Consider the following 13,888-nt stretch of genomic DNA (forward strand, 5'->3'; position numbering starts at 1 on the left):
AGTTCGTCCTCTCTTTCTTTATCTCTTTCTTGTTTTTAGGGGATAAGCTGAAAAGGGCTCTCCCCAGCCCTTTTCACTGTTCAATGCAATCAAAATCCGTTTTAGGCTCTTTGTCAACTAGGGGGTAGATGAAAAGCTAACACCTGGAGAGGACGAACTTCGTCCTCTCTTTCTTTATTTCTTTTTTGTTTTTAGGAGATAAGCTGAAAAGGGCTCTCCCCAGCCCTTTTCACTGTTCAATGCAATCAAAACCCGTTTTTTAAAGTTTTCAAAGTTCCTGAAACCAAAGGCATTTCTCTTAATGACTTTGATGAGATTATTGGTAGATTCCAGTTTGGCGTTGGAATAGCGCAATTCTAGGGCATTCAAAACCTTATCTTTATCCTTTAGAAATGTCTTAAATACCGTCTGGAAAATAGGATTAACGATGGCTATTTCCTGTTCGATGAGACTGAAGAAATGATCTGAGTTTTTCTCTTGGAAATGGAACAAGAGAAATTGATAGAGTTCATAGTGTTGTCGTAGTTCCTTGGAGAAAGACAGGAGTTTTTCGAGTATTTCCTTGTTAGTCAAATGCATTCGAAACATAGGGCGATAAAATCGTTTATCGCTGAGTTTACGACTATCTTGTTGTATCAATTTCCAGTAACGTTTCAATGCTCGGTATTCGTGCGATTTTCTGTCGAATTGATTCATAATTTGAATACGGACACGGTTCATAGCACGACTAAGGTGTTGCACGATATGAAAGCGGTCGAGTACAATTTTTGCATTGGGGAGTGAAACAGTCTGGGAATAGACTGTTTCAGCCTGAGCTCAGAAATAGAAGAGCGAAGGGGTTAGCAAGTTGATAATAGGGACTAAACATATCCGTGGTAATCACTTTGACCCGATTTCTAACCTTTCTAGGATAGCGAAGAAAGTGGTTTCGGATGGTTGCTTGAGTTCTTCCGTCCAGAATGGTTATGACATTTAGGGAATTGAAATCTTGAGCGATGAAGCTCATCTTCCCCTTCTTGAAGGCATACTCGTCCCAACTCATCACCTCAGGTAGGGTATTCCAATCGGTTTCAAACTTGAACTCATTGAGCTTTCTCATAACTGATGATGTTGAGATAGATAGCCTATGTGCGATATGTGTCATTGCTTGATTTTCGATGAGTAATTGAGCGATCTTCTGGTTAACAGCGACAGAGATTTGGTGGTTTTTCTTGACAAGAGGAGTTTCAGCAACAGCCAATTTCCCACAATCTTTACACTTGAAACGACGCTTTTTAAGGCGGATAAAGAGTGGATAGCCAGCTGTTTCTAGGTAGGGGATCTTAGAGGCTTTCTGGAAATCATATTTAGCCATTAGTCCCTTGCATTTTGGGCATTTAGAATCCATGTAATCCAAGTAACCGTGGAGTTCTAAGTGAGTTCCCATATCATATTCATCAGTGATAGTGATATTTTTGTCTTTAATTCTGAGAAAATTTGTGATAAGATTTAGTTGTTCCATATGAACCCTTTCTAATGTGAGTTTCGTCGCTTTTCATTATAGGTCATATGGGACTTTTTGTATATACTCAAAAAGGCTCCATAATTTCCATGGTGGATTTACCCACTACAGAAATTATAGAGCCATAAATTTTCGATAAAAACAGGGCTCCCATGCTTTCGATGGAGAGCCCTGTTTTTCTTATGACCCATAACCGTTTTAATCAACGGCTTGGGGCAGAGATTCGATATTTAGTAGTGAAGTACCCCAGGATTAGGAAGACTTCGATTAATCCAAAGGCCAAGAGGAAACTGTGCATAAAGAAGTCGGCAGGTAAAGCTAAGATAATAGGATCAGTAGTAGCATTGAAGAGCCAGGCGTCATTGTTAAAGAAAACTTGATGGAAAAGCACGAACAACGTGTCGAAGCTAACCAGGAGAGCCAAAAGGATAGCAAGGGGAATAAGGGTTCCCCGGCGGAAGTAGAGCAGGAGCTGCCAAGATTGTTGTCTCCTACTCAGATACCGCACAAATCCAAACGTGCCTACGCCGGAAAACAATAGGATTAGATAATTTAAGGCAAAGAGTTTTTTTACTTCAACAAAGTGGAATAGCCCACGCGCTGAACTGGGAAAATCCGGCATGTTAAGTTCTGCTATCCAAGGCATATTCAGGTAATTCAGGAGGATACGGTAATTTGTTGAAATCTGTTCCTTTGGCATTTTAAGCGTTTCCGTTATTTCCAAATAATCGATGTCAAACGAATAGAGCGGCGTAAAGTTGATGGTGACGGCGATGGAAAGGGAAAGGATGAAAAGCGAAATCATGATGAATCCAGTTATGGAGAATATTTTTTGCCTCAAAACAGCAGCCCCCTTATCATTCGCTTTGGTTTAATCGGGCTTTCATGTCACTCAGCTCTTTCCTTAATTGCTGGATTTCATCTTCCAGACGCTTTTTATCCTCCGCGTCGCCGGTATGGTCATGTCCTTTATGGTTATGACCGCCATGCATACCAGGCATGAGAAACATCATGAGCATGTGTCCAACCACCATCAGTACCACAAATATAATTAATTCCATCTTCAACACTCCTCTTTTATTTTTATGCCAATACTACAAACGAAACAGATTGCGAATGGCAAACCCTGAAACAAGCAAAATTCAAACCAAATGAGTGAGAACAAAGATTATTTCTCATCTTCTTGATAAGAATAACAAAAAATTATGTGATTCTTATGAAGATGGGGCAACTTCATAAAATCTACATAATTCATTGGTATAGTCAATAAAAGTAAGAAAGGAGGTTCCTGTCTCATATAGTTGTAACGGTATAATGATTGAAATAACAGGCAACATTCGTTAACATTCGTCACCTGGCCTGAAACTAGGAGGACACATGGACAGAAAGCAGCTTGTCAAATTTATAAGTATCCCACTCTTATCGAGTTTGCTCATCCTTCCTATGGATGTAAATGCACGAAGTATTGAAGACCTGACACAAGAGAAAGAGCAGCTTGAGAAGCAACTGCAGGAATTAGATGGAGAAAGCATCAGCCAACAAGTAAAGTTGGATGGTTTAGAAGCAAGGAAGGAGCAGTTGCGAACAGGGACCATCGCACTTCAAGAAAAAATTGATGCGCTCGCCTTACAAATGGCAGGGCAACAAGTGACCCAGGGGCAAAAACGGGGCATCATGGGAACCACCGGAGATTCTACGGGCGTCCATCTTCACTTTGAAGTATACGAAAACTGAATCCAGGTCAATCCAGCGCCTTATTTGGGCTTATAACTATCGAACGGGATACAGAATGAAAATCAGTAAGGAGTAAGTTATGAAATCAATTGTCGGAACAATCGACCGCGTCGCGTTTTCCTTTGGCCCTTTTACCTTGTATTGGTATGGCTTAATTATTGTCGGCGCTATGTTGCTTGCCATCACACTTGCCTCTAAGGAAGGAAAGAAAAGAGGCTTGGGCGAAGAGGACATTACAGATATGGCAATGTGGGCTATCCCCCTTGGACTTATCGGAGCAAGAATTTATTACGTTCTTTTTCAATGGGAGTATTATATCAAGAAACCGCTTGAAATCATCGCCATTTGGCAAGGCGGCATCGCCATTTATGGCGGTTTGATTGCAGGGGGGCTGGCCGTGTACTGGTTCACGAAGAAAAAAGGGATCCCTTTTTCATTGATGCTCGATATACTGGCGCCCTATGTTCTGTTGGCGCAGTCCATTGGCCGATGGGGGAACTTTATCAACCAGGAGGCCCATGGGGAAGCAGTGACCCGCACCTTTTTGGAGAACCTTTACCTGCCAAAGTTTATTATTGATCAAATGCAAATTAATGGCACCTACTACCATCCGACATTTTTGTACGAGTCATTATGGAGTCTATTAGGATTTGTGATCATTATCATTCTACGGAATCGTAAACAGTTGTTACGACAAGGGGAAGTAGCGTTAAGTTACGTGCTTTGGTACTCAACGGGAAGATTCTTTATTGAAGGCATGAGAACGGATAGTCTATGGATTGGTGATTTTCTGCGTGTTTCACAGGCCTTGTCTCTTGTCCTATTCATAGGATCCATCCTTATATGGTATCTCCGCAGGCAAGATTATCCTTCAAAACCCTATTATCTAGAAGGAATGACGGATCTAAGAACTAGTAAAAACCTTGAATCAGATGAAAAATTTAATAAAGAGAAGGAGGAATAGTCATGTCTGAATGTCTAAATTTTTTTAATAGAGGAGGAATGGGAACTATGATGTTTATGGGAATTTTTTGGATTCTATTGTTGGTTGTGGTAGTGTTTCTGATTGGAAAATTATTTTTCAATCAACCGAATCAAAGTTCTAATAGCGAACCACCTTTGGAAATTCTTCAGAAAGAATATGCGAAAGGAAATATTTCTGAGGAAGACTATTTGGAAAGAAAGAAACATCTACAATAGTATGGTTATAAATAAAGATTATTTGATGAAGTAAATACCTGTTATTAGCCTGAATTATTCATAGCTCAAAAATAGCGGTAGCGTATCCGTTATTGACTCCCGCTTTTGGAAAAAAGGGTTCCTGCTAGAATCTTTTTGCCCTTTTCGTGATGAAATGACAGTGCCGTAATCTTCTCAGAAACCTACGGAAAAATTATGAATAATTCAGGCATTTGTAGATCAATAAAAATAGTACGAAAAGTAAAAAGTACGTAGTAAAAAAGGGGATATAAAAATGAAAAAAAGAATCATTTTAGCAATAGTGTCATCAGTGAGTCTCTTGCTTGCAGCTTGTGGTCAAGAAGATTCAACAAGTAGTCAAAATTCTTCTCAACAAGAAATCGTATCAACGTCACAAGGATCTAGTGAGGGTCAATCTAGTTCTAAAGAAGAAAAGAAGGAACAAACAGAAGCCTATTACACTTCCGATACCGGAAGTGTAACCAAAGTAGATGCTCAAACGCACGAAGTTGTGGATACGATTGCCATCGATGGGTCCGCACATAATGTACAAATTTCACCTGATGAAAAAGTCATTGGTGTAACAATTGTTCCCAGCGAGGGGCATGCTGAAGACAGTTCAGATAGTAATGAAAGTATGGAGATGGAACACGACGAAGATAGTGATACTAGTATGAGTAATGAAAGTGACGATGAAAAAGGTATTGCAGCTTTTTATGATACTGAAACAGGTGAAAAACTTGCAGAAGTTGAAGTAGGGAGTCACCCTGCTCATATCGTTTTCACTAACGATGGCAACTATGCAGCAGTTTCCAATAATGGAGAGAACACTGTTTCAGTCATTGATGTATCTACTTATGAAGTGGTTGAAACAATCCCAACAGGCGAAGGTCCACACGGTTTTAGAATCGCTGAAGACGGAAAAACGGCTTACGTTGCCAATATGGGTGAAGACACTGTAAGCGTCCTTGATTTAGAAAGTATGGAAGAAATTAATAGAATAACTGTTGGCAGTACTCGAGCTACAACTGGTATCACCTCAGATGGACAAACGCTCTTAGTAACATTAAATGGAGAAAATGCGTTAGCAATCGTTGATCTGACAACCAATAAAGTTGAGAAAGTAGCAGTTGGAAATGGTCCTATCCAGTTGTTTGTTCAACATGATGATCAATATGTATTTGTGGCAAATGAAGGTACCAAAGAGAATCCTTCCAATACCGTTTCAAAGGTTGATTTAAATAGTAATGAAGTGGTCGAAACAATCGAAGTGGGTAGCGGTGCACATGGAGTTGTCATTAGTGAAGATGATCAATACACCTTTGTCACGAATGCATTCGATGATACGGTCAGTGTTATTGAGAATGAGACTAGTGAAGTTATTGCCACGGTTGAGGTTGGTGAAACACCAAATGGGATTACTCTGAAATGATTATTAGTGCTAAGTTAAACTAAAAAATCAACTTAATGATTTCTGAAAAGAGATAAATTATTCTAACATTTAAAAATCTTAATTAGGCCTAAATTAAATGAAAAACTTTAGCATGAAGCTGAAAAAGCGGTTCACTTTACATAAAAGTGAACCGCTTTTTTTGATGATTACTATCTTTTGACAGGAAGAATAACGGTAAACGTAGAACCTTTTCCATAATCACTTTTGACTGTTATGTTGCCATGATGAGCCGTTATGATACTTTTTACGATAGATAAACCAATCCCTTGGCCACCCAGTTTCCTGTTCCTAGAGGGTTCAGCCATATAGAACCTTTCAAAAACTTGATTGATTTCATTTGGAGGGATTCCTTGACCGGTATCGGTTATCTTAAAGGAAGCTGCTCCACTAATTTGGGAAACCTGAAGATCAATGTGGCCACCGGAAGGGGTAAATTTAATTGCATTGTACAAGAGATTAGTTACCACTTGATGAATCTTATCTCGATCAGCAGAAATTAAAACCGCTTCTCCGTTAATGGCACATTCAATGCCCTTCTCAATCAACAAAGCTTGAAAGGTGCCGGCAACTTGTTGTGTAAGTTCTAGCAAATCAAAGGATGACTTCTGCAGCTGGCTTTCATGGCTTTCAATTTCATTGATCCGATCAATTTGTCCAATCAGGCGGGCAATGCGGTTAACTTCCTCGTAACAGTGGTAGAGGCGTTCTTCCGATACTTCCCAGACCCCGTCAATCATGGCCTCAATATTGCCTTTCAAAGTCGTCAATGGTGTCCTGATTTCATGTGCGATGTCAGAGGAAAGGCGGTTACGAATCTCTTGTTGGCGTTGGAGTTGCCCAGACAATTCATCCACGGAATCCAAGAGGATGTCAATTTCCTGAATCCCTGTTTCCTCAATCGCCAGTTGACTGTAGTGACCCTTCGCAATTTCCGTCGTAAAATTCTGTATTCTGACGATTGGTGAACTCAATTTTTTGGCAATCAATAACGCGAAAAATAAGGAGATAATTAGGGATCCAATCGCTACAAAAATCAAGTTGTTCCTCATATCGGCAAGGAATAACGCATCATGTTCCGTGTAAGCGAAAGGTCCAACGGATTGCACTTCGAGAGAACCGATTGGGTCTGTTTCGCTACCGAGGGGAACGATTGTGTGCACGTAGCCACTCTCTATATCGCCCATTATCTGCTCCATATTTTGGAGGTGGGTTTGAATCCTATTTTCTGACTCTTCTTCCTCTGAGGGAGAGGGGCCCCATACTTGGTTGCCAGCATGGTCATATACTTTTAGGATGATGCCTTTCTGGAGAGCATCGCGTCCAATACTTTGGATTGTTGGAGTGGCATCTGCCCAAGTACCCGTTTTCTGATAGAAGTTTTCTAACTCAGTCTGGTATGCTGTTAACTCTGATTCTTGCCTTTCGCGCAAATAGTCTTCGAAGTGGCTTTCCATTAAGTTTAGTGTTATCCAGCTGAAGGTCCCCACTAAGATAAAGGACAGAGAAACAAACGAGAGCAAGAGTTGCCATTTAATGGTTCGCTTCATTTTTGACCACCAAATCGATACCCCATTCCATATGCGGTTAAGATGAAGTAGGGGTTGCGCGTGTCGTCCTCAATTTTTTGACGGATATTTTTGATGTGGGTATCGATCACCCGATCCGTTCCATCAAAATCGAGTCCTTTCACAGCGTCCAGCAGCTGTTCCCGTGAAAATAGGCGCATTGGATGTGAGGCCAGAAGGGCTAATAAAGCATACTCGGTCGGGGTCAAAATGATTTCTTCACCTCGTTTGAATACTTGTTTTCGATCCGGGTAGATAACCAGCAAACCTTCTTCGAAAGACCACTTTTCTTCTCGGTATTCTGGTTGGACACGGCGTAAAACGGTTTCGACCCGAGCAACCAGCTCTTTCGGGCTGAATGGTTTTGTGATGTAGTCATCAGCCCCCAGGCTTAACCCTTCCAAGATATCTTTTTCGGCTGTTTTCGCAGTCAACATGATAATCGGTACAGTGGAGGAGTCCCTTATTTTTTTACAGACTTCGAGGCCAGATAAACCAGGCAGCATGAGATCCAACACAATCAAGTCAGGTTGGACAACATCAACCTTTGTTAAAGCCTCGTTTCCGCTCAAAGCGCGAAACACTTGATAGCCTTTTGCACTCAAATAGGCTTCCACGATATTCAGAATGCTTGCTTCGTCGTCCACAATTAAAATCTTCACGTAATCTTTCTCCTCCAATTTCGTTGGTATCTTCATTATACTAAAACTTGACCCATTATGCCATTGTCTTCGTGCTCTAGGATATGGCAATGGTACATAAAAAATCCCCTTTTCTGGGAATGTGACTTCAATCCTAACGCTATCGCCTGGATAAAGTGCGATGGTGTCTTTCCAATCTTGTTCATTGGCTGGTGGGGCGTTGCCATTCCGGATTATCACCTTGAACTGGACGCCATGCAGGTGGAAAGGATGGATCATGCCATCCATCATGTCCCGTGTGTTTTTAATCTCCCAAACTTCCTTTTCCCCGACCTTAGCGCGTAAATCGATCCGGTCCATGTCGAACTGTTTGCCGTCAATGGCGACCATGTTTCCCATGCCACTAAAGGTCATCACTTTGTCAGGCGTAGTAGAATCTTCTGCTTTTGGGATGTTGTCTAAAGTATTAACTTTTGAATACGAGATTACAAAAAAAGAAAGCTTTTACTGATATTCTATCAGTGCTGGAGAGTGTAAAATATTTTGTGTAAATAGAAAAAAGGAAGTCCCTTCTGTAGAATAGAGTTACCACAACACATTCACAGAAGAGAGGACTTCCCTATGAACGATTTTACTACAGAAATTCTAAAGACTCTAGCGAACAAAGGCGATTTGAATGAATTATTCCGTGTCCATTTGGAGAAAGCAGTCAATACGCTTCTCAAAACCGAGTTAACGGCTTTCCTCAATTACGATATGAAGGGTATGCACAATCAGACAGGCTCTATAGATTCAAAGAATACAGCAAAGGATAGTAACTTAGGTTCAAAAATCGATATTAAAGCATAGTTAATTTAGAGATATGATTTTTATAAATTATATCTCTTTTTTATTACCATTAACAATAGTATTCTTTGACCTAGTCAAGCATTTTTGTAACACTAGTGTATAAAATTTCTTACGCTGCACGACATCGTGCAGCATAAGGTGTAAGTCCACCGTTTGCACGATGTGGTCTTACGTGATTATATTTCCCATAAACGAATTCATAGAGCTTTTGGTCAAGAATGTCATTTGAATCAAACTTGTAGAGATAATAGAATTCGTGTTTGAGCGTATTGTAGAATCTTTCCATAACGGCATTGTCATATGGACAGCCTGCTTTGCTCATACTTTGTTGGACATAGTTTTTATCACAAAATTTATTGAATTCTTTTGCGGTAAATTGACGCCCTTGTTCAGAATGCAGGATAATTCCTTTTGCTGGTTTTCGACGTTCTAGTGCGATTTTCAAGGTTTCCTTTGCCAATTCAGTATCGATATGACTGCTGTTTAATGATGCAACCACTTCACGACCGCAAAGGTCTATAATCGTGCAATTGTAACGCATTGTTCCATCTGGACGAGTTAAATATGTAAAATCAGTACACCATATTTTATTGGGTTCTTTTACATCAAATTCCCTATTCAGAAGGTTTGGAAAGATTTTATTGGCAGTTCCTTTTACGTAGTTTGGTTTCTTTCGACGTGTGATGGAACGTAAGCCCAATTCATTCATAAAATGATGTATTGTCAGATCTGAACGAATGCTTCCGATACCCTTAAGATAATCGTTCATCATTCGGTATCCAGGAACTCCATTTTCGCGGTGGTAGATTTCAACAATTTTACGTTGAATCTCTGCCTTCTCCTGACGATAAGCATATTTTTTGTTTTTAAGATAATTATAGTAAGCATTTGGACAGATGTTCATTCTTCTAAGAAGCCATCTGACCCCAAATGTCTGTTGATATTTCTGGATGAACTGGTACTGAGCTAATCGATTTCCTTCGCAAAGAATGCTGCCGCTTTTTTTAAAAAATCATTTTCCTTTTTGAGTTCTTCAATTTCTTTGCGTAGCTTTTTTGCAACTTCGTATGAATCAGATTCTTCCCGTTTTGTTGGGCTGTTATCGCATTCTTTGCGGTATTGCTGTAACCAGTATGTCAGCGTGCCTTGTCCAAGATTATATTCTTCGGTCAGGCTTTTCTTGGTTCGTCCCTCTTCCAGATAGAGGCGAAGAACCTTTTGTTTGAGCTCAGGCTCGTAACGATTGTTTGTCATTGTAACATCTCCTTGGATTATGTATGTATTTTACCAAACTATACACAGGTGTTACAACTTAATTATATCAGGTCACTTCATATTTCCTTCATAATGATAAAGTATAATTATTATTAATTAGTATTAATAATTTATGGAGGAATAAAAATGAGTAAGAATAAACATATGTTATTAGGTATTGGACTTACAGTCGCATTAACTGCAGTTGGATATATTACACTTTTAGAACCAATGATTAGTTATTTTAAAATAAACCAGAGTGCAGTTAATATAGATATTCAAACAAGTAAAACAAAAAGTACACTTCCTATACCACCACTATTAGAGGATAAAAATCCAGATCCTAATATTGCGGATTTTACTTTAGAACCTCAAGAAGGAGAAACTTCATTTTTACCAAATACCAAGACACGAACTATGGGTTACAACGGAAGCTTCTTAGGCCCTGTCATCAGAGTAAGTAAAGGTGAGCAAGTAAATGTGCACGTAAATAACAAGCTAAAAGAAGCAACTACAGTTCACTGGCATGGACTAGAGGTAGAAGGAGAAAAGGATGGGGGCCCTCATCAAGGAATTGAACCAGGAACAACTTGGGAGCCTAGTTTTACAGTAAATCAACAGGCTGCAACATTGTGGTATCATCCGCACTTTGGAGGAAATACTGCTACCCAAGTTTATAAAGGTTTAGCAGGACTATTCTATGTGGATGATGAAGTATCAAAAAGCTTAAATATTCCTAAGGAATATGGAGTAAATGATATACCTTTAGTAATTCAAGATAGAAGCTTTGGCAAGGACGGCAGTTTTATTTATAATACAAATATGATGGATGGAGCAACAGGGGATACTATCATAGTTAACGGAGCTATTAAACCTAATTTAGAGGTTAATAGAGTCAAGATGAGATTTAGAATAGTTAATGGTGCTAATGCAAGTAACTTTAATTTGAAGTTAGATAATAGAGATGAATTCTATCAAATAGTATCTGACGGTGGATTTTTAGAAAAACCGGTTAGCCAGAGAAATATTATGTTATCACCTGGGGAAAGAGCAGAGATAATAGTGGACTTTTCAAAGTATGAAAAGGGAACGAAGCTGTCACTTATGAGTGATAAAGAAACCATTATGACCTTTAATGTTAAAGGCGATGGGAAAGATGATACTGAAGTACCTAGCACTTTAACGAATATAGAAAGAATGTCAGAAGCACAAGCTACTAAGATAAGAAGCTTTGAGCTTCAAGGTATGGGTCAAATGGTATCAATAAACGGTAAAAAGTTTGATATGAATAGAATTGATGAAACAGTGAAGCTTGGAGATACAGAGATTTGGGAAATTACAAACCCAGGATCAATGATGCATGAAATGGGTCACCCATTCCATATTCATGGCACACAGGTTCAAATTCTATCAAGAAACGGTAATGCGCCTTCTCCAGAGGAGAGCGGATGGAAAGATACTGTATATATTGAGCCTAACGAAAAAGTAAGACTTATAGTTAAGTTTAATAAGAAGGGTACTTATATGTACCACTGTCACATTCTTGAACATGAAGAAGCAGGTATGATGGGACAAATTAAAGTAGAATAATAAATAATATTTTGAATAGGTTACACTAAACTAGACAGAAGAATAAAGTGTTCTACACTAAAGAAAAGAGGAGAACAGATATGTCTAGAAAAATTCGCCGTTACTTCACAGATGACTTCAAACAACAAATCGTTGACTTGCACAATGCAGGTAGAAAACGCAGTGAACTGATCAAAGAATATGATTTAACACCCTCAACCTTCGATAAGTGGGTTAACAACTGGTTCCTTTAAAACTGTCGATAATCTGACAGATGAACAACGTGAGTTGATAGAACTCAGAAAACGAAATAAAGAGCTCGAAATGCAATTAGACATTCTAAAGCAAGCGGCAGTGATTATGGCACGAAAAGGGAAATAATCACTGCTAACAAGGATAAATACAGCATTTCAGCCATGTGTCGTTGGTTGAAGATTCCTCGCTCTAGCTATTACTACAAAGCTGTAGTGCCAGTATCTGAGGCACAACTTGAAGAAATGGTGAAGCGCATTTTTCTTGACAGTAAGTCCAGATACGGCGCTAGGAAGATTAAGAAATGTCTGGAAGCACAAGGGATCACCTTGTCTCGCCGTCGGATTCGTTGCATCATGAAGAGATTGAATTTGGTTTCTGTTTACCAGAAGGCTACCTTCAAACCGCATTCTAAAGGGAAGAATGAAGCACCAGTTCCGAATTTCTTAGAGAGACAGTTTAACCAACAAAAACCATTGGAAACCCTTGTGACGGACTTAACCTATGTTCGTGTTGCCAATCGTTGGGCTTACGTTTGCTTGATCATTGACCTCTTCAACCGTGAAATTATTGGCCTATCTCTTGGTTGGCACAAGACTGCTGACTTGGTCAAAGAAGCCATTCAAAGCATTCCCTACGCTCTGACCAAGGTCAAACTCTTCCATTCTGATCGTGGTAAGGAGTTTGATAATGCCTTGATTGATAAGATGTTAAAAGCCTTTGGCATCACACGTTCGCTGAGTCAAGCGGGTTATCCTTATGACAATGCGGTAGCTGAGAGTACCTATCGCTCCTTCAAACTGGAGTTTATCAACCAAGAAAACTTCCGATCTCTGGAAGAATTAACCCTTAAAACTAAGGATTATGTCCACTGGTGGAATCACCATCGCATCCACAGCACACTTCATTACCAAACACCCATGACTAAAAGAGCAATCGTTTAACAAAAACACTTTATAAATTTTGTACAGAAAAGTGTTGCCTTTTCACCCCATAATCTTTACAGAGTTCAGTCTGTGTTTTACCAGTTTGATAGAGATTAACGAACGATTGTTTGAAATCCTCGTCGTAACGTTTAAAACCTGACATAAAAGTCCTTTCATTTTTGTGTCTTAATAGACAGATTATAACACACAATTTTCTGTCCACTTTTGTAGTATAGTATAGCTCCAGTTTCGACTCCTCTCAAAATTTCAGACACATACGGTGCTCCTCCTAAATTTGACAGGGATAGGCTTATGTGGTAATATTTTAATGATACAAACTATGAGAAATGTAAGTACCGAGGAAATTATGGGAATCGAAAAAACAGTCAGTGAATTAGCTGAAATTTTGGGAGTGAGCCGCCAGGCAATGAATAATCGTGTTAAATCACTTCCAGAAGAATTCGTAGAGAAAAATGACAAGGGTGTGACTGTTGTAAATCGTGCTGGCTTGATTAAGTTGGAAGAAATCTACAAAACAACCATTTTTGAAGATGAACCAATTAGCGAAGAAGTGAAGCAGCGCGAATTGATGGAAATCTTGGTTGACGAAAAAAATGCGGAGATTATTCGTCTTTATAGTCAATTAAAAGCCAAAGATAAGCAACTTGCAGAAAAAGATGAGCAACTCAAAGTTAAGGATGTGCAGATTGCAGAGAAGGACAAACAACTGGATCAACAGCAACAGTTGACTCTCAAAGCAATGGCTGATAAGGAAGTCCTCAAGCTGGAGTTAGATGAAGTCAAAGCGCAGTCACAAGAAGTGCAAACCAAAGGTTTCTTTGCACGCTTGTTTGGAAAATAAAAAGGTCCAGTGGACCTTTTTATCATGAGCCTGAAAATAAGGAAGCGAATCAAGGTCCAGTGGACCTTTTTATCATGAGCCT

Annotated in this window: 11 protein-coding genes and 4 pseudogenes; 8 read left to right on the plus strand and 7 right to left on the minus strand. The window is 39.4% G+C overall.

Annotation, left to right across the window (positions count from 1 at the left end; all coding sequences use genetic code 11):
- Nucleotides 1-136 precede the first annotated feature (136 nt).
- The 3 genes and pseudogenes from K6V48_RS10750 to K6V48_RS10760 form a co-directional block, all read right to left on the minus strand.
- Nucleotides 137-1,501, minus strand: a pseudogene (locus K6V48_RS10750) (transposase).
- Nucleotides 1,502-1,703: 202 nt separating this feature from the next.
- Entirely contained in the window at nucleotides 1,704-2,306 is a 603-nt protein-coding gene (locus K6V48_RS10755) for a TIGR01906 family membrane protein (protein WP_174846437.1), read from the minus strand.
- A gap of 52 nt (nucleotides 2,307-2,358) precedes the next feature.
- Nucleotides 2,359-2,562 carry an MreC domain-containing protein gene (locus K6V48_RS10760; RefSeq protein ID WP_043914323.1) on the minus strand — a complete coding sequence of 68 codons (204 nt, stop codon included), beginning with the start codon at nucleotides 2,560-2,562 and terminating at the stop codon, nucleotides 2,359-2,361.
- Between the two features lie 316 nt (nucleotides 2,563-2,878).
- Here K6V48_RS10760 and K6V48_RS10765 point away from each other — a divergent pair, with 316 nt between their 5' ends.
- The 4 genes from K6V48_RS10765 (at nucleotide 2,879) to K6V48_RS10780 (ending at nucleotide 5,867) form a co-directional block, all read left to right on the plus strand.
- Nucleotides 2,879-3,235 (plus strand): M23 family metallopeptidase, encoded by a 357-nt coding sequence (locus tag K6V48_RS10765; RefSeq protein WP_174846430.1) that lies wholly within the window; start codon nucleotides 2,879-2,881, stop codon nucleotides 3,233-3,235.
- 79 nt (nucleotides 3,236-3,314) lie between these two features.
- Complete coding sequence (gene lgt, locus K6V48_RS10770) at nucleotides 3,315-4,199, plus strand: prolipoprotein diacylglyceryl transferase (protein ID WP_174846431.1); 885 nt, start codon at nucleotides 3,315-3,317, stop codon at nucleotides 4,197-4,199.
- Nucleotides 4,200-4,201: 2 nt separating this feature from the next.
- The gene (locus tag K6V48_RS10775; RefSeq protein ID WP_171989918.1) at nucleotides 4,202-4,435 is read left to right on the plus strand and encodes an SHOCT domain-containing protein; all 234 of its coding nucleotides are present in this window, start codon (nucleotides 4,202-4,204) and stop codon (nucleotides 4,433-4,435) included.
- 274 nt (nucleotides 4,436-4,709) lie between these two features.
- Nucleotides 4,710-5,867 carry a YncE family protein gene (locus K6V48_RS10780; RefSeq protein WP_222369649.1) on the plus strand — a complete coding sequence of 386 codons (1,158 nt, stop codon included), beginning with the start codon at nucleotides 4,710-4,712 and terminating at the stop codon, nucleotides 5,865-5,867.
- A 170-nt stretch (nucleotides 5,868-6,037) separates the two neighbouring features.
- Here the strand turns inward: K6V48_RS10780 and K6V48_RS10785 are convergent, their stop codons facing one another.
- The 3 genes and pseudogenes from K6V48_RS10785 to K6V48_RS11935 form a co-directional block, all read right to left on the minus strand.
- A complete protein-coding gene (locus K6V48_RS10785; RefSeq protein WP_174846433.1) occupies nucleotides 6,038-7,435 on the minus strand; it encodes a sensor histidine kinase in 1,398 nt (465 codons plus the stop codon).
- Nucleotides 7,432-8,115 (minus strand): response regulator transcription factor, encoded by a 684-nt coding sequence (locus tag K6V48_RS10790; protein ID WP_174846438.1) that lies wholly within the window; start codon nucleotides 8,113-8,115, stop codon nucleotides 7,432-7,434. Before K6V48_RS10790 ends, K6V48_RS10785 begins: the two co-directional genes overlap by 4 nt.
- Before the next feature lie 159 nt (nucleotides 8,116-8,274).
- A pseudogene (locus K6V48_RS11935) lies at nucleotides 8,275-8,508 on the minus strand (multicopper oxidase domain-containing protein); the annotation flags it as partial.
- 207 nt (nucleotides 8,509-8,715) lie between these two features.
- Between K6V48_RS11935 and K6V48_RS12125 the strand changes: the two are divergent.
- Nucleotides 8,716-8,850 (plus strand): annotated as a pseudogene (locus tag K6V48_RS12125) (IS256 family transposase); the annotation flags it as partial.
- Between the two features lie 202 nt (nucleotides 8,851-9,052).
- Here K6V48_RS12125 and K6V48_RS10800 read toward each other — a convergent pair.
- Nucleotides 9,053-10,197 (minus strand): IS3 family transposase gene (locus tag K6V48_RS10800; protein ID WP_216807156.1). Its coding sequence is split into 2 segments (ribosomal slippage): nucleotides 9,053-9,936 and nucleotides 9,936-10,197, totalling 1,146 coding nucleotides; the frame shifts between segments, so codons are not numbered across the junction.
- Nucleotides 10,198-10,344: 147 nt separating this feature from the next.
- On the opposite strand from K6V48_RS10800, the gene K6V48_RS10805 reads away from it, so the two are divergent.
- The 3 genes and pseudogenes from K6V48_RS10805 to K6V48_RS10820 all read left to right on the plus strand — a co-directional run bounded on the left by K6V48_RS10805 (nucleotide 10,345) and on the right by K6V48_RS10820 (nucleotide 13,806).
- Nucleotides 10,345-11,787, plus strand: coding sequence for a multicopper oxidase family protein (locus K6V48_RS10805; RefSeq protein WP_174846724.1), 1,443 nt, complete (start codon nucleotides 10,345-10,347; stop codon nucleotides 11,785-11,787).
- A gap of 80 nt (nucleotides 11,788-11,867) precedes the next feature.
- Nucleotides 11,868-12,962: pseudogene (locus K6V48_RS10810) on the plus strand (IS3 family transposase).
- A 349-nt stretch (nucleotides 12,963-13,311) separates the two neighbouring features.
- Nucleotides 13,312-13,806, plus strand: coding sequence for a DUF536 domain-containing protein (locus tag K6V48_RS10820; RefSeq protein WP_217375195.1), 495 nt, complete (start codon nucleotides 13,312-13,314; stop codon nucleotides 13,804-13,806).
- Nucleotides 13,807-13,888: the final 82 nt, after the last annotated feature.

Source organism: Streptococcus suis, from assembly GCF_019794555.1.
Lineage (GTDB): Bacteria > Bacillota > Bacilli > Lactobacillales > Streptococcaceae > Streptococcus > Streptococcus suis_AB.

What these genes read in the sequence shown, in the direction of transcription:
- K6V48_RS10755 (WP_174846437.1), bottom strand. Translation starts at nt 2,306, where the DNA reads ATGATTTCGCTTTTCATCCTTTCCCTTTCCATCGCCGTCACCATCAAC.
- K6V48_RS10760 (WP_043914323.1), bottom strand. Translation starts at nt 2,562, where the DNA reads ATGGAATTAATTATATTTGTGGTACTGATGGTGGTTGGACACATGCTC.
- K6V48_RS10765 (WP_174846430.1), top strand. Translation starts at nt 2,879, where the DNA reads ATGGACAGAAAGCAGCTTGTCAAATTTATAAGTATCCCACTCTTATCG.
- lgt (WP_174846431.1), top strand. Translation starts at nt 3,315, where the DNA reads ATGAAATCAATTGTCGGAACAATCGACCGCGTCGCGTTTTCCTTTGGC.
- K6V48_RS10775 (WP_171989918.1), top strand. Translation starts at nt 4,202, where the DNA reads ATGTCTGAATGTCTAAATTTTTTTAATAGAGGAGGAATGGGAACTATG.
- K6V48_RS10780 (WP_222369649.1), top strand. Translation starts at nt 4,710, where the DNA reads ATGAAAAAAAGAATCATTTTAGCAATAGTGTCATCAGTGAGTCTCTTG.
- K6V48_RS10785 (WP_174846433.1), bottom strand. Translation starts at nt 7,435, where the DNA reads ATGAAGCGAACCATTAAATGGCAACTCTTGCTCTCGTTTGTTTCTCTG.
- K6V48_RS10805 (WP_174846724.1), top strand. Translation starts at nt 10,345, where the DNA reads ATGAGTAAGAATAAACATATGTTATTAGGTATTGGACTTACAGTCGCA.
- K6V48_RS10820 (WP_217375195.1), top strand. Translation starts at nt 13,312, where the DNA reads ATGGGAATCGAAAAAACAGTCAGTGAATTAGCTGAAATTTTGGGAGTG.